Raw genomic sequence first — 15,858 nt, forward strand, 5'->3', positions numbered from 1 at the left:
CCAGGTTTCACAGCGTGCCGAACTCGACCCGAACCGTCAGTGCACCGAGGTTGTCCTTCAAACCCGCACCGTAGAGGCCTAGCAGGTCATCATTGATACACAACTGCAGCTCGCCTTGCTGGCCGGCCGGAATCTGCGCCAGATCACCGATCAGGAAGGGAATGCCAAAGTCACCAACACGGCCGATCAAAGCACCTTCGGCGGCCCCCATCAGCGTATAGCCGAACTTGGCGATGTAGTCTGGATTGCCCTTTCCATCCACCCAGCCACCCGCCGGACTGGCGCACCATAAGCCAAGGACACAACGAGCCAGACGCGGCACCAGACCGTTGATCTGTACACCGGTGCCCTGCCAGGGCAGATTGGCCAGAACCTCCACCGTCGCAGCCTTCAGGTCGTTGGCCAGCGTATCCCCGGCCTGGAATGACAACGCGGCAATCGTCAGGCTCGGGTTCGAAGTGCCGGTGCTGGGGAAGACACCATCGCCCACCAGGAACAGGTTCTTGTGGTCCCAACTGCGCTGGTATTTGTCGACGACCGATTTGGTTGGATCATCGCCCATGCGATAGGTCCCCATCAGGTGCCCGGCGCCCTGGAAACTGTAAGGCTCATTGTCGTAGGTGAACGTCCCGGGCGTGAGAGGTGTCGTCAGCTCCACCGCGCCGAGCAGTTCGGTGATGATGTGAGTCGCCAACTTCTTCGCCTGCTTGAAGCCCTCCTTGGTGTATTTGGACAGGTCATAGTGAATTTCCGGCCGGGGAATGCCGAGCCGGTCCTTGTACTCGGTCGACGGCACGATGTAACACGTGGGGTGATCGGGATCGTCCTCGACCTGCTCCACCAGAAACGCGATCCGGAACTGACGGATGAACAAGTCGTTGAGCTTTTGAACCAACGCTGTCCCATAGAGCACTTGCTGTGGTTTCAAGGCCGGCGGTAGCGGGTTGGTTTGACTGTGATTCGCCCCGTCGATGAAGTCAGCCACGGTGGTGTAAGGATCGGTGGCCGGCCAGTTCCAACCCTCGTTACCGATTTCAATGCGCCACGCCGCTCGAGAGCTGCGAAAGTCACCGTCACGCAAACTCTCGATCCCCGCCGTGGACAGCGGACCACGGTACGGAAAAACCGCCTTGCCTTCAGGCATCAGCCCCCATGCCAGGTAGATCGGGTGATCGGCCAGGCTGCGTCCCACCTGCCCACTGCTGTTGGCCACACCTTTGGGCCAGGCCGGACTCGTGGAGTTCAGTAATAGCTTGGGTGTCTCGATGGCATGGGCGGCGATCACATAACGCTGCCCGATAGCGACGCCGGTTCCAGTGACCGGGCCGTCGCCAAGCTGATACTGAATGAATTCGATGCCGTTGATATTGCTGTCCGCCCCGACAGTCACTTTGCTGGCCACGGTTCGGTACAACACCTTGACCTTGCCGGTGGCCAGGGCTTTGTTCATTGTCACTGTCGCATCGTACTTGGCCTGGATCGGGCAGATCGGTGTGCAGTTGGTGTTGCCGGCACACACCCGGCGCCCCGCGTAAGGTTGGGAATTACGTCCGGCGGGCGTCGGGCTGACCACCAGCGGCAAGCCGTCGAACGTCTGCCCCGTCACGGCCGTGACAAAACTGCCATCGACCAGCGACAACGGAATGCTATGCATCGGGAATGAATAACCTTCGGGAAAGGTCATGCCCAGATAGGCCTGGTCGGCGACATTGGCCGCCACGCCGATTTCCGCCTCGGCCCGGCAGTAGGCACTTTGCAGATCGTCGTAGCCGATAGGCCAGTCCACCCCGACGCCGTATTTTGATTTCAGGCGAAAATCGTTCGGCACCATGCGCAGGCACGTCCCGACCCAATGCCAGGTGGTGCCGCCGCCGACCCGTTCATAGGTGCTGGTGAAGGGCATCGGGCCTTTCTGTACCAGATAGCTGATCGCCGGCTTGTCCCAGCCCAGGATCAAATCGGCGATGGTCGCACGCGGGGCGTTCTCGTTGGCCGGATCACGGGGCGTGTCCAGGCTCGTCACCGGTGGGTAAGGGGCTTCGGGGGTTTTCAGCGTGGCCGTATAGAAGCGCTCCAGGTATTGAGCACGGTTGGCCGGGATTTCCGGGCCTGATTCGAGCACCAGCACATCCACCCCGGCCATGCCCAGTTGATAAGCGATGATACTGCCGGCCAGCCCCGCGCCAACGATCACTACGTCCGCTTGTTCGGTACTCATGACAAGGCTCCTTGCTGTCCGCTGGCGGGTACCCCGGTGTAATCCTCAAGGCTCGGCGGCGTGGTGTTCCAATAGCCGAAAAACATCTCGCTGTATCCCATGGGATGGGCCTGGGCAATTTTCCAGGCCCAGCTGTTGATGTAGGCCTGATCGGACACCACCATCGAGTCGGTCGATTTGTAGCTCCCGGTGGCATAGGGCTGATACCAGACACCCAACAACCACAGCTTCATGATCGAACGCGCTGCTCGGGCGGTTTGCGTGGTCGCCGGTAGCGTCCCATCCATCAGTACCGCCTGGGCGATCCGGTCCGGAGGCTCAAGGTCCGCCGCCAGCGTGGCGTACTGAGTCAGCAAGGCGTTGAGAACATCAGGCGTGATGCGCGGCGTGATGAACTCGAGAAAGATCGGCGGCAAGCCCACCTGGTCGATGGCCGGCGCCAGTCGATCAGCGGGAATGCCGGTGAGGGCCGATGAAAGGCCAACAAAGTTCTGCAGATCACTGCTCATGGCTGACTCCTTGTCCACCCGTGGACTGTGCGCGTTCAAGCAGGTAGGTGAAATCCGCGAAGCTGGTGCGCGGGGATTCGGTGACATGGGTGGCCGCATTACCGTGGCACGCCATGCAACTGGAAGACGCCTGGGGTACGGTGCCCTGGATATAGGTTTCCAGCGTGGCGTTGGCCAGGAACAAGGGCGCGGGACTGCCCAGTGGGTTGGTCGCCGATATTTGGCAATTGGGCTGTGGAGGGGCAGACGGCCACTGGGTGCTGATCAATTGATAGTTCGCCCAGACGCTCTGCGGATTGACCGTTCGCAGCAGGGCCTGGTACGTGGTGTTCAGCTTTTTGGTGGCGTCGGTCAGCGGCGCGTCACGCTCGATCTGCGAGGGCGTCGCCTTGACTGCCGGGTTCCACGGCCTTGGCGGAGGCTGGTTGACGTCGCTCTTGCTGTTGACGTTGTAGAACAGGTACGGGCCCACCCGCTGCTCAGGAGGCGTGGATTTCTCCGGTACGTTTTTCACATGTTCAAAGGTTGACCAGACCCACTGCGCCGCATTGGCGGTCTTATGAACGATGTGCAACCCCACCAGCCCGACCGGCTCGGATACACACGACTCCTCGACAATCGGCCCGTGACTCGGATCGTTGTTGCCCGGCGTATAGACCAGCGCATCGACGGTGTGGAAATCCTGCCTGCGATCATTGGGGCCAAGCACTTTCCACGACGCCTTCACCATCACCGCACCCACCTGTTTGGTGTCGGCGGAGCCACAGCTGAAAGCCACGGCGTTGCTCGGGTTCGCGGCGAAAAACTTCTGCTGGCCTTCGATGCTGTACAGCCCGTTGTTGACGATCCCGTCGAACATCGATTGGTTGACCACGATTTCGTTGCGCGTATAGACGCCGTTCTGATCCACCAGCGGGCCACTCTCGAAAGGCTGGATAAACTCATCCAGCACATCGGGCACCTTGCCCATCTGTTGTAACAAGCGGCCAGGCTTGAGTGACTTGCACACTTCGGGGAGGGTGGCCGGCGCATCCCAGGGCAGCGGTGTCTGTCCCTTGGCCCGGAAGATCTGGTAGCTCTCTTTCCAGCTTTCCCACACCGTGGCCCCATCCTGCTTACCGATGGGGGTGCCGGTATTTGGATCGCCATTGTCCAGCGCCGGCCAGCTCAGAGCGATGAAGGTCTGCCACGACAAGTCATCGAAATCGGCCTGCAGGCTAGGCAGAGAAACCGGTTGGGTAACCGTGACATCAAAGGGTATCTGCGGCGACAGCGAGGGGGCGGCAATGGCGGACGAGCCCAACAAAGCGCTCAACAAGGCACAGCCAAACGGGCCATGCCGACTGACTTCCATTCTCATGTTTTATCTCCTTGGCATCAGGGCGCCAGGAGATAACACCGGTCCGTCATGGACTCTCACTGCCTCCTGGCAAGTCAGAGTCTAGGTAGGGTTTGAGGCAAAAAAGTCACGGGGGTAGAACCGATCGAAGCAAGGTCGGTTGGTGTTATTACAGATTGGGCGGGGCTTTCTTGCAGACGCCATCGCGAGCAAGGACTTTGGGTTGGCCACAAATGTGTGTTCAACCCAAATCCACTGCAGGAGCTGGCGCAGCCTGCGATCTTTTGATCTTAAATGTTGGCGACTTTCTGCCAGACCTTGGGTTTGAAGAACAGCGTCTCACCCTTCGCTAATCCAACCAGGCTGTCGTGATCCTTCACCACTTCCGCTTCAATCAACTCGCTCTGGCCTTCGACCTTCAGCGTCACCCGCGTGGTGGCGCCCAGCGGACGAATATCCCGCACTTCAGCGGCGTGGTGATCTTCCAGTTCATGCCGCGACAGCGACACTTCGTGTGGACGGAACAGCACGTGTCGGTCTTCGCCCAAATGCAGACGGTTCGAATCGCCGAGGAAGTGATAGACGAAATCGCTGGCCGGGTTTTCGTAGACGTCGCCCGGTGAGCCGATCTGCTCGATCACGCCTTTGTTCATCACCACGATACGGTCGGCAACTTCCATCGCCTCTTCCTGATCGTGGGTCACGAATACCGAGGTCAGGTTGATGTCTTCGTGCAGCCGCGCGAGCCAGCGACGCAGTTCTTTACGGACCTTGGCATCGAGTGCACCAAAAGGCTCGTCGAGCAGCAGCACTTTCGGCTCCACCGCCAAGGCGCGGGCCAACGCGATGCGCTGACGCTGGCCGCCGGAGAGTTGTTCCGGGTAGCGATCGGCCAACCAGTCCAGTTGCACCATGTTCAGCAGTTCGTGGACTTTCACCGCGATCTGGCTTTCGTTCGGGCGCTGGTTTTTCGGCTTCATGCGCAGGCCGAATGCAACGTTGTCGAACACCGTCATGTGGCGGAACAGGGCGTAGTGCTGGAACACGAAACCGACGTTGCGATCACGCACGTCGTGGCCGGAAACGTCTTCGCCGTGGAACACGATGTTGCCCTGATCCGGGGTTTCCAGGCCGGCGATGATTCGCAGCAATGTGGTCTTGCCGCAGCCGGACGGCCCCAGCAGCGCCACCAGCTCGCCGCTTTGAATGTCCAAGCTGATGTTGTCCAGCGCCTTGAACGCGTGGAAGTTCTTGCTGACGTTACGCACTTCGATCGACATGACTTATTCCTCCGCGGCGCTGGCGCGCAGGCGGTTAATACGGTTTTCGCTCCACTGCTTGAGCAGCAGGATGAAGAGCGCCAGGATCAGCAACAGGCTCGCCACGGCGAACGCGGCCACGTGGTTGTATTCGTTGTAGAGGATCTCGACGTGCAGCGGCAAGGTGTTGGTCACCCCGCGAATGTGCCCGGAAACCACCGACACCGCACCGAACTCACCCATGGCCCGCGCCGTGCAGAGCACCACGCCGTAGATCAGGCCCCATTTGATATTGGGCACGGTGACGTGCCAGAACATCTGCCAGCCATTGGCGCCGAGCAGGCGCGCGGCCTCTTCTTCCTGGGTACCTTGTTCCTGCATCAGCGGGATCAGCTCACGGGCCACGAACGGCACGGTGACGAAAATCGTCGCCAGCACAATGCCCGGCAAGGCGAAGACGATCTGGATGTCGTGATCCTGCAACCACGGGCCGAACAAGCCCTGGGCGCCGAACATCAGCACGTAGACCAGACCTGCAATCACCGGCGACACCGAGAACGGCAAGTCGATCAGGGTCACCAGCATGCTCTTGCCGCGGAACGAGTATTTGCTCACGCACCATGCGGCGCTGACACCGAACACCAGGTTCAGCGGCACCGAAATCAGCACCGCAATCACCGTGAGTTTAAGGGCCGACAACGCGTCCGGCTCAAAGATCGCGGTGAAGAACGCCCCCAGGCCCAGCTTCAGGCCCTGGGACACCACGATGAACAACGGCAACAACAGAAACAGCGCAAAGATCAGCCAGCCGAGGCCGATGAGGATTCGCCGCGAAGCTGCACTGCCACGGCGGGCGGCGTTCGAGGAGGCCGCTGCAATAGACGATTGGGACATTTTTCGCGCCTCCTTATGGGGTTTCGATGCGCCGCTGCAACAAGTTGATCAGCAGCAACAGGACAAAGGAAACCACCAGCATCAGTACACCAATGGAGGTGGCGCCGGTGTAATCGTACTGGTCGAGTTTGACCATGATCAGCAGCGGCAGAATTTCGGTTTTCATCGGCATGTTGCCAGCGATAAAGATCACCGAACCGTACTCGCCGACCCCGCGGGCAAAGGCCAAGGCGAAACCGGTCAGCCAGGCCGGGAGCAGCGCCGGCATCAGAATATGGCGGAAAACCTGCAACGGATTTGCCCCCAGGCACGCCGCCGCCTCCTCCACTTCACGGGGGATATCGGCCAGTACAGGCTGTACCGTACGTACTACGAATGGAAGTGTTACAAAAGTCAGCGCCAGGGTGATGCCGAGGGGGGTATACGCGATCTTGAAACCCAGGTCCGCCGCGAACTGACCCACCAAGCCGGTGGGGGTGTACAGCGCGGTCAACGCGATACCGGCCACGGCAGTGGGCAATGCGAAGGGCAGATCGATCATCGCATCGATGACTTTGCGCCCCGGGAAGGTGTAGCGCACCAGCACCCAGGCCAGCAGCGTGCCGATCACGCCGTTGATGATCGCGGCGTACAACGCGGTGCCGAAGCTCAGCTTCAACGCGGCCAGCACCCGAGGTGCCGAGATGATTGCCCAGAACTGGTCCCAGGTCAGTTGAGCGGCATGCACGAACATCGCCGCCAGTGGAATGAGCACAATCAGGCTGAGGTACACCAAGGTGTAGCCCAGCGTCAGCCCGAAGCCGGGTATGACGGGGGAGATACGACGCGACATAAAAGTCCTTGGTTGAGAACGCGCTAAGCCCCGACGGTGAAATCGGGGCCTGTTGGCTGATCTATTTCAGGTTACTGCGCCTGGTAGATCTGGTCGAACACGCCACCGTCATTGAAGAATTTCGGTTGCGCGGTTTTCCAGCCGCCGAAGTCCTTGTCGATGGAAACCAGCTCCAGGGTCGGGAACTGTTTGGCGTACTTGGCGGCTACGTCCTTGTCACGTGGACGATAGAAGTTTTTCGCCGCAATTTCCTGACCGGCCGGGCTGTACAGGTGCTTGAGGTACGCTTCGGCGATCTCGGTGTTGCCCTTTTTCTCGGCGTTCTTGTCGACCACAGCCACCGGTGGTTCGGCAAGGATCGACAGCGAAGGCACAACGATGTCGAACTTGTCGGCGCCGCCGTCTTCTTTCAAGGCCAGGAAAGCTTCGTTTTCCCAGGCCAGCAGCACGTCGCCCTGACCGTTGTTGACGAAGGTGATGGTCGAACCGCGAGCACCGGTATCCAGCACAGGCACGTGCTTGAACAGGGTCTGCACATACTCTTTGGCCTTGGCTTCGTTACCGCCATTGGCTTTCAGGCCATAGGCCCAGGCCGCGAGGAAGTTCCAGCGTGCACCGCCGGAGGTTTTCGGGTTCGGGGTGATGACTTCCACGCCGTTTTTGGTCAAGTCGCCCCAGTCCTTGATGCCTTTCGGGTTGCCCTTGCGCACCAGGAACACGATGGTCGAGGTGTAAGGCGTGCTCGCTTCCGGCAGACGCTTCTGCCAGTCAGCCGGCAGGCTCTTGCCGAGCTTGGCGATTTCGTCGATGTCACCGGCCAGGGCCAGGGTCACCACGTCGGCCCGCAGACCGTCGATCACCGCCCGGCCCTGCTTGCCTGAGCCACCGTGGGACTGCTGGATCTTCACGTTGTCGCCAGCGTGGTCTTTCTTCCAGAAGTTAATGAATTCGGCGTTGTAGTCCTGATACAGCTCGCGGGTCGGGTCATACGACACGTTGAGCAACTCATAATCCTTGGCAACCGCGGAACCAGCAAAAAGGGCACTGGCCAGGGCGGCCAAAGCAAAATGGCGAATCGACGACATGGTGAAAGCTCCTGGAATTCTTGGTGTGGTGGCTTTTTCTTATGGTCTGGAACGGGTTGCCTGACTCAAGGATCGAAGCCTTCGACGCTCCCGTAGGAGCCGCCGAAGGCTGCGATCTTTTGATCTTTGCTTCAGCTCGACTTGTTGCTCGGGTTCTGCAGGCGGAATTTCTCTTTGCGTTCGATCTGTACCACCTGGGCGTTGTGCACGGTGATTTCCACCGCGCCAAAGCGCAGATCGCGCAAGGCGCTCTGGATTTCACGCAAAATGGTGGCTTCGTCCTGCCCGTCAACACTGCGTAGGGATGCGCTCATGGTGCTGCTCCTTTAATGAGATATGCCTGGCAGTGGCGGGCACTGCGTACGGCGTGAGAGCAATAGTAGATAGGCGCAGATATTCTTAAAAATACTATTTAAGAATGTTTATATAACCAAAAGGAATTATTTGATGGGACAAGGGATTGCGGGGGATCTACTATTTTCAGGGCCACACAAGCCCCCTCGCCACAAGAAGCAGTTCAGGCACTCATCCAATCACCGGCGCCCGAGCCCAATCCAAGGACGCCGCCGGTACAGGTCGCCCAAACCAGTACCCCTGCCCCAGATCGCAATCGTGCTCGAGCAGGAAAGCCGCCTGCTCGACCTGCTCGATCCCCTCGGCATGCACCTGCATTCCCATGCTTTGCGCCAACGCAACGATCACCCGAGCGATTGCCGCGTCATCCTCATCACCCGGCAAGCCTGCGACGAATCCCTGATCGATCTTGAGTTTTTGCACCGGTAAACGCTTGAGCCGCAGCAACGACGAATACCCCGTGCCGAAGTCATCGATAGCCAGCCGCACGCCTAACTCACGCAAGCGGTGCATCTGCTCCAGCGCCACTTCCGGGTCCTCCATTACCGCGCTTTCGGTGACTTCCAGCTCCAGATACGCCGGATCCAGCCCGGTGTCGTGGAGCACCTGAGCCACCTGCTGATACAACTCACGGCGAGCGAACAGGCGCGAAGAAACGTTCACCGCGACAAACGACAACACCACGCCCGCAGCTTGCCACTGGCACATCTGCTGACAGGCCTGGCGCATGACCCAGGCGTCGATCTCGGCAATCAGCCCGGTGCGTTCGGCAATGGGGATGAATTCAGCCGGTGACACCAACCCGCGTTGCGGATGCTCCCAGCGCACCAGTGCCTCGACGCCAATCAGGCGACTGCTTTTGAGGTCATGCACGGGCTGGTAGTAAACCCGCAACTCTTGCTGCTCCAGCGCTCGGCGCAATTCGAATGCAATCTCGACGCGTTGCTGGGCATGCGCAGTCAGCTCTTCGGTGTAGAGGGCATAACCGTCGCGACCGGCGCTCTTGGCTTTGAACAATGCCGAATCGGCGTTGCGCAACAGCTGCTCGGCGCTCAACGCATCGCTGGGGAACAGGCTGATGCCGACACTGGCGTTGATGAATAACGAATGCCGGTCAATCTGAAACCGCTCCTTGAGACCATCGATGACCCGCTGGGCCAGCGCCGCGGCATGCCCCGGTTGCGGGCAATTTTCAGCCAGCACCGCAAATTCATCGCCACTGAGCCGCGCCAGGGTGATTCCCGGTCCGAACAAGGCTTTCAAGCGCTCAGCCACGGTCTTGAGCAACTGGTCACCGACACTGTGACCGAGGCTGTCGTTGATCAATTTGAAGTGATCCAGGTCGATCATCAGCAACGCACAACCGCGCTTATGTGCCTGCGCCGAGGCCACTGCCTGCCCGGCACGGTCGGTAAACAGCAGGCGATTGGGCAGATCGGTCAACGGGTCGTGGTGGGCCAGGTGCGTCAGTTCATGCTCGGAGTTCTTGATCGCGCTGATGTCGGAAAACACCGCAACGTACTGGCTGAGCCGCCCCTGATCGTCGTAAACCAGGCGGATCGTCTGCCATTGCGGGTAAATCTCGCCGCTCTTGCGACGGTTCCAGATTTCCCCGCTCCACTCGCCGAAGCTGTCGAGCGTCGCGAACATCGCCTGGTAGAAGCCTGGCGGGTGATGGCCCGACTTGAACATGCTCGGTCGCTGACCCAGCACTTCCTCACACTGGTAGCCGGTGATTTCCATGAACGCCCGGTTCACATGGACGATCAGCCCTTTGCTATTGGTGACCAGTACCCCTTCGCGAGTGCAATCGAACACCGCGGCCGCCTGTCGCAAACGCTCCCGGTCGGCATTACGTTCCCGCAATTTGGCGCCGACGCCCAGGCAGCGAAACAAACGTGCGCGCGCGATGAAAATCAGCCCGGCACTGAAGGCCACCCAGGCATAACCGTTGATCAGTTGCCAGCGCAGCAGGTCGGTGGAGTTATCGAAGAAACTGTTCAATAAATAGCCACTAAACTGCAGCCAGACTACAGAAAGCACCAGATAGAGCAGCGCTGCACGCAAGGCATCGCGATATGTGGCTGACATTCGAGCGTCCATGTCCCTACAAAACAGGATGGAATTATAGATTAAAGAAACATCCGGCCACTCTTATCTGAAAGGGCGACTGGTTTTATCTGTGGGCTAAGTGATAATGCGACGGCTGTTTTTTTCTTTATCGAGGGTCCTATAGGCTATGTGGTACGAAGGTTTTCTTGGCTTATCGCCCTGGTCACTGGTGGCAGTCACCCTGCTGATGACCCACGTCACGATCGTCGGCGTCACGGTCTATCTGCATCGCTATTCAGCCCATCGCTCGCTTGAGCTCAATGCCGGCCTGAAACATTTCTTCCGCTTCTGGCTGTGGTTGACCACGGCGCAGAACACCCGCGAGTGGACCGCTATCCACCGCAAGCATCACGCCAAATGCGAAACCGTCGATGACCCGCACAGCCCGGTCATCAAGGGCTTGTCCACCGTTCTGCGCAAAGGCGCCGAGCTGTACCGCGCCGAAGCGGAAAACCCCGAGACCCTGCGCATCTACGGCAAGAACTGCCCCGAAGACTGGATCGAGCGCAACCTCTACAGCCGCTTCCCGCTGCTGGGCGTGGCGATCATGGGCGTCATCGACCTGCTGCTGTTCGGCACCATCGGCATCACCATCTGGGCCATCCAGATGATGTGGATCCCGGTCTGGGCTGCCGGCGTGGTCAATGGCCTGGGCCATGCCATCGGCTACCGCAACTTCGAATGCCGTGATGCGGCGACCAATCTGGTGCCCTGGGGCATCCTGATCGGCGGCGAAGAACTGCATAACAACCATCACACCTACCCTAACTCGGCCAAACTGTCGGTGAAGAAGTGGGAATTCGACCTCGGCTGGGCCTGGATCCAGGTCTTCAGCTTCCTGCGCCTGGCCAAGGTCCAGCGGGTTGCGCCGATCGCCCACCGTGTCGAAGGCAAAGGCAACCTGGACATGGACACCGCCATGGCGATCCTCAACAACCGCTTCCAGATCATGGCCCAGTACCGCAAGCTGGTGATCGCGCCGCTGGTCAAGCAAGAGCTGGAAAAGGTCGATCACTCGGTCCGCCACCAGTTCCACCGGGCCAAACGCCTGCTCTCGCGGGAAACCAGCCTGCTGGACGACAAGCACCACATGCGCATCCAGACCATGCTCGAGCACAGCCAGGCGCTGAAGGTAATTTACGAGAAACGCCTGGCCCTGCAGCAGATCTGGGTCAAGACCAGCTCAAATGGTCACGACATGCTGGCCGCCATCAAGGATTGGGTACACGAGGCCGAGGCCAGCGGGATTCAATCCCTGCGCGACTTCGCCGACCAACTGAAAACCTACTCCCTGCGCCCCGCCACTGCCTGACCCTGAATCAGGGGCGCACCTGTGGCGAGGGAGCTTGCTCCCGCTCGGCTGCGCAGCAGCCGCAATACCTGACGACGCGTTTTAACTGAAAAAACGCGTCGCCAATACCGCCCGGCGGGAGCAAGCTCCCTCGCCACGAAAGGCGGGAACTTCGCCCCAAATCTCCTATCTCAAAGACACTTCGCCACCCCGGCGGGCTTTGTGTTGGCCGCTGTCGAAATAGCGGCACGCCCTTTGAGACTTGTGCCGATGGTCAATAAAAACCTACAAGACACATCCCTTCCACAGTGGCCCGAGGCCGCGCAAACGCTGATGGCGCTGATGCATGCGCAGGGCGAAGTGGCGCGCCTGAGCGAACGCGAACAGCTGTTCAGCTCGCTGCTGGTCAGCGTCAACGCCGTGCTTTGGGCATTCAACTGGGAAACCCGTCAGGTGCTCTACGTCAGCCCGGCCTATGACCGGATCTTCGGCCGCCCCGCCGGCCTGTTGCTGTCCGACTACAACCACTGGCGCGACAGTGTTTATCCCGACGATCTGGACTACGCCGAGCGCAGCCTGGCGCAAGTGCTGGTCAACGGCGCCGTTGAAGACCGCGAGTACCGCATCATCGCCGCCGACGGCCAAGTGCGCTGGCTCAGCGACAAGTGCTTCATCAACCGCCAGGCCGAACCGGGCCAGCCAGTGATCATCGTCGGCATTGCCGAAGACATCACCGAAAAGAAGCAGATGGAAACCGAGCTCCACCGCCTGGCCACCACCGACGTACTGACCCAAAGCAGCAACCGCCGACACTTCTTCGAATGTGCCAATCACGAATTCGAGCAGGCACGCCAGCAAGGCAAGCCGCTGGCCTTCCTGCTGCTGGACATCGATGACTTTAAAGTGATCAACGACACCTACGGCCATCCGGAAGGCGACAAAGTGCTGCAACGCATCGCTGAGAGCGGTCGCGCGGCCCTGCGGCGTGGTGATCTGTTCGGGCGGATCGGCGGTGAGGAATTCGCCGCGGTGTTCCCCGGATGTGCACCAGACATGGCCATGCAAGTGGCCGAGCGCCTGCAACGGGAGATTCAACGGTTGAGTTTCAGCCATGACGACCAGACGTTCGGCATCACCGTCAGCCAGGGCCTGACCAGCCTCACGCCCGAGGATGAAAACCTCGACAGCCTGTTCGCCCGCGCCGATGCGGCGATGTACCAGGCCAAGCGCCAGGGCAAGAACCGGATAATCTCCAGCTGAGAACTGTCTGGCACTGAAGCCACAGAGCCTCGCTCCTACAAGATTGGCGTCTGGCTTATTTTTTGCGCAAGCGCATCAGCTCCGGCAATCCGATCTTGAGCAACCGCGCCGTGCGGCTCTTGGACAACGCCTCGATCCCCTCATGCTCGGTCAGGCGCGCCAGTTGCGCGGCCATGTTCATCACCAGCGCTTCGCGGGAGTAAACCCCGCCACCGAGCTGATAAACCGCCGCAATCAGCTCACGCAGCTCCAGTGGCAGGCGCCAGCGGGTACGCAGCGCCGAACCGTAGGCCGCGCCGAATTCGGCCAGGGCATCGCCGACTTCCTCCCATTCATCCAGCTCACCACCGGCTTGCTTCCACTCCTGCAAACAGCGCAGCAACGCCAGGTCGCCGAGGCGGTGCAGCATGCCCGCGCAATAACAGCGCTCCTGATCCAGATCCAGCAAGCGCGCCAGCGTCCGCGCGTATTCGGCGGTGTGCAGGGACAATTCCCAATAGCGCTCGGCATAGTCCGCCAGTTGCGGATCGCTGAGCCGGGCACTGCGCTTGAGGGCGAGGCCCAGAATCAGGTTCATGCTTTGCCCGGTGCCCAAGCGATGCAGCGCCTGGGCCAGGGTTTGCACAGCCGCGCCATGATGCTGGGCCGCGCTGTTGGCGGCGGCAATCAGCACGGCGGTGACTTGCGGATCCGTGCGAATCTCGTCTTCAAGCCGCACCAGATCGAGGCCATCGGGATTGAGGCTACGTTTGATCGCCACCTGCACATCGGTCATCAGCGGCGCACCGTCCGCCAGTTCACGCCGCCGTTCCAGATACACCGACAAGGTCATGCCCGGCGCCAATGACGGCACCTCGCAAGACACCTCTTCACCGGCGTTCAACAGCAAATCCTGCAGACGCTGGTTCAGGTTTTCCATGTCCAGAGGTTTGGTCAGGTACGCCGTGGGCGCCAGAGGCAAGGCTTCACGCACACTGGCGCTGTCGTTTCGGCTGCTCATCAGAATGAACGGCAACGGCGGATTACGTTTGCGCTGACGAACGCTGCGCAAGACATTCAGGCCATCGACGCCGGGCAACTCCCAGTCGACGATCACCAGGTCATAAGGATTTTCCGCCAACAGCTGCAAGGTTTCCTGGCCATCGGCACACAGGTCCAGCTGCGCGTCGCAGCGCACACTCAACAACACTTGCTTGAGCAGGTCGCGGGACCAAGGGTCCGCCTCGGCAATCAGCACTCGCGGTACAGCGGGTAACACCACAGCAGTCATCTGCACACTCCAACGGCAATGCTTGCACCTTAGTCAATGCTGGCCATTCGATACAGCCCAATTGCCCCTGATGTGTTTCAAGGGGCATAAAAAAACCCGCCGAAGCGGGTTTTTTGTCGATCAGTTCACAAACGGATCAGAGCTCGGCGAAGCACTCTTCGATAATCGCCAGGCCTTTGTCCAGTTGCTCGTCCGGCGCGGTCAGCGGTACCAGCACGCGCAGAACGTTGCCGTAGGTGCCGCACGACAGCAGAATCAGACCCTTGTCGCGAGCCTTGGCCACAACGGCTGCTACAGCAGTCGGATTCGGCTTGTGGCTGTCGCCGTTTTCGAACAGCTCGACGGCGATCATTGCGCCCAAGGCGCGGACTTCGCCGATCACCGGGTACTTGGCCTGGATAGCTTTCAGGCCAGTCACCAGACGCTCGCCAACCGCTTTGCAACGGTCCAGCAGGTGCTCTTCTTCAAACACTTCCATTACGGCCAGGGCCGCGGCGCAAGCGATCGGGCTACCGGCGTAAGTGCCGCCCAGGCCGCCCGGAGCGATGGCGTCCATGTATTCAGCCTTGCCGCACACACCGGCCAGCGGGAAGCCGCCAGCGATGGATTTGGCGAAGGTGGTCAGGTCGGCGGCAACGCCCATCTGTTCCATGGCGAAGAAAGTGCCGGTACGGCCAGCGCCCGTTTGTACTTCGTCGGCGATCAACAGAATGCCGTGCTGGTCGCACAGGGCGCGCAGACGCTTCATGAACTCTTTAGGCGCGACGTAGAAACCGCCTTCGCCCTGCACCGGCTCGATGATGATGGCTGCGATGTCACGCGGCTCGGCGTCGTTCTTGAAGATGCGTTCGATGCTGGCGATCGAATCGTCGATGCTCACACCGTGCAGCTCGTTCGGGTACAGCGCGCGGAAGATGCCGCCTGGCATCAGACCCATGCCGGCCGAGTAAGGCACGACTTTACCGGTCAGGCCCAGGGTCATCATGGTGCGACCGTGGTAAGCGCCGGTGAACGCGATCACGCCGGCACGGCCAGTGGCGGCGCGGGCGATCTTGATGGAGTTTTCCACGGCTTCGGAGCCGGTGGTCACCAGCAGGGTTTTCTTGGCGAAATCACCCGGCACCTTGGCGTTGATTTTTTCGCACACTTCCACGTACGGCTCGTAGGCCAGAACCTGGAAGCAGGTGTGGGTCAGCTTGTTCAGCTGTTCGGTGACGGCGGCGATGATTTTCGGGTGCACGTGACCGGTGTTCAGCACGGCGATACCGCCGGCGAAGTCGATGAACTCACGACCTTCAACGTCGGTCACGGTAGCGTTCTTCGCGGAATCGGCGAAGATCGGGTGAATCTGGCCAACACCACGCGGTACAGCAGCGGTGCGGCGGGCCATCAAATCAGCGTTAGTCTTGCTCATACATTCCTCATTCGCCGCTCA

Annotated in this window: 13 protein-coding genes; 2 read left to right on the forward strand and 11 right to left on the reverse strand. The window is 60.1% G+C overall.

The genetic code is table 11. The features are described from left to right. Nucleotides 1-7: 7 nt before the first annotated feature. The 9 genes from ACCC96_RS13775 to dibA all read right to left on the reverse strand — a co-directional run bounded on the left by ACCC96_RS13775 (nucleotide 8) and on the right by dibA (nucleotide 10,581). Nucleotides 8-2,218 carry a GMC family oxidoreductase gene (locus tag ACCC96_RS13775; RefSeq protein WP_413696098.1) on the reverse strand — a complete coding sequence of 737 codons (2,211 nt, stop codon included), beginning with the start codon at nucleotides 2,216-2,218 and terminating at the stop codon, nucleotides 8-10. Then, nucleotides 2,215-2,727 carry a sorbitol dehydrogenase gene (locus ACCC96_RS13780; RefSeq protein ID WP_413696099.1) on the reverse strand — a complete coding sequence of 171 codons (513 nt, stop codon included), beginning with the start codon at nucleotides 2,725-2,727 and terminating at the stop codon, nucleotides 2,215-2,217. The genes ACCC96_RS13775 and ACCC96_RS13780 overlap by 4 nt, the downstream gene beginning before the upstream one ends. After that, a complete protein-coding gene (locus ACCC96_RS13785; protein WP_413696100.1) occupies nucleotides 2,717-4,087 on the reverse strand; it encodes a cytochrome C in 1,371 nt (456 codons plus the stop codon). Before ACCC96_RS13785 ends, ACCC96_RS13780 begins: the two co-directional genes overlap by 11 nt. A gap of 269 nt (nucleotides 4,088-4,356) precedes the next feature. After that, entirely contained in the window at nucleotides 4,357-5,346 is a 990-nt protein-coding gene (locus tag ACCC96_RS13790; RefSeq protein ID WP_007899637.1) for a sulfate/molybdate ABC transporter ATP-binding protein, read from the reverse strand. A gap of 3 nt (nucleotides 5,347-5,349) precedes the next feature. Further along, on the reverse strand, nucleotides 5,350-6,219 hold the full coding sequence (gene cysW, locus ACCC96_RS13795; protein ID WP_007941037.1) for a sulfate ABC transporter permease subunit CysW: 870 nt from the start codon (nucleotides 6,217-6,219) through the stop codon (nucleotides 5,350-5,352). 13 nt (nucleotides 6,220-6,232) lie between these two features. Further along, entirely contained in the window at nucleotides 6,233-7,051 is an 819-nt protein-coding gene (cysT, locus tag ACCC96_RS13800; protein WP_018929362.1) for a sulfate ABC transporter permease subunit CysT, read from the reverse strand. Nucleotides 7,052-7,122: 71 nt separating this feature from the next. Then, on the reverse strand, nucleotides 7,123-8,136 hold the full coding sequence (locus ACCC96_RS13805; RefSeq protein WP_413696101.1) for a sulfate ABC transporter substrate-binding protein: 1,014 nt from the start codon (nucleotides 8,134-8,136) through the stop codon (nucleotides 7,123-7,125). Nucleotides 8,137-8,267: 131 nt separating this feature from the next. Beyond that, nucleotides 8,268-8,450, reverse strand: a complete 183-nt coding sequence (gene oscA / locus ACCC96_RS13810) for a sulfur starvation response protein OscA (RefSeq protein WP_413696102.1) — start codon at nucleotides 8,448-8,450, stop codon at nucleotides 8,268-8,270. Between the two features lie 211 nt (nucleotides 8,451-8,661). Further along, nucleotides 8,662-10,581 carry a phosphodiesterase DibA gene (gene dibA, locus ACCC96_RS13815; protein WP_413696103.1) on the reverse strand — a complete coding sequence of 640 codons (1,920 nt, stop codon included), beginning with the start codon at nucleotides 10,579-10,581 and terminating at the stop codon, nucleotides 8,662-8,664. 148 nt (nucleotides 10,582-10,729) lie between these two features. Here dibA and desA point away from each other — a divergent pair, with 148 nt between their 5' ends. Further along, nucleotides 10,730-11,914, forward strand: coding sequence for a delta-9 fatty acid desaturase DesA (desA, locus tag ACCC96_RS13820; protein WP_019651546.1), 1,185 nt, complete (start codon nucleotides 10,730-10,732; stop codon nucleotides 11,912-11,914). Nucleotides 11,915-12,163: 249 nt separating this feature from the next. Further along, nucleotides 12,164-13,153: a GGDEF domain-containing protein gene (locus ACCC96_RS13825; protein WP_019651547.1), complete on the forward strand. Its 990-nt coding sequence runs from the start codon at nucleotides 12,164-12,166 to the stop codon at nucleotides 13,151-13,153. A gap of 55 nt (nucleotides 13,154-13,208) precedes the next feature. Here the strand turns inward: ACCC96_RS13825 and ACCC96_RS13830 are convergent, their stop codons facing one another. Further along, nucleotides 13,209-14,423 (reverse strand): HDOD domain-containing protein, encoded by a 1,215-nt coding sequence (locus ACCC96_RS13830; RefSeq protein ID WP_413696104.1) that lies wholly within the window; start codon nucleotides 14,421-14,423, stop codon nucleotides 13,209-13,211. Nucleotides 14,424-14,559: 136 nt separating this feature from the next. After that, entirely contained in the window at nucleotides 14,560-15,837 is a 1,278-nt protein-coding gene (gabT, locus tag ACCC96_RS13835; protein WP_019651549.1) for a 4-aminobutyrate--2-oxoglutarate transaminase, read from the reverse strand. Nucleotides 15,838-15,858 lie beyond the last annotated feature (21 nt).

The organism is Pseudomonas sp. Pseusp11 (assembly GCF_047304405.1).
Classification (GTDB): domain Bacteria; phylum Pseudomonadota; class Gammaproteobacteria; order Pseudomonadales; family Pseudomonadaceae; genus Aquipseudomonas.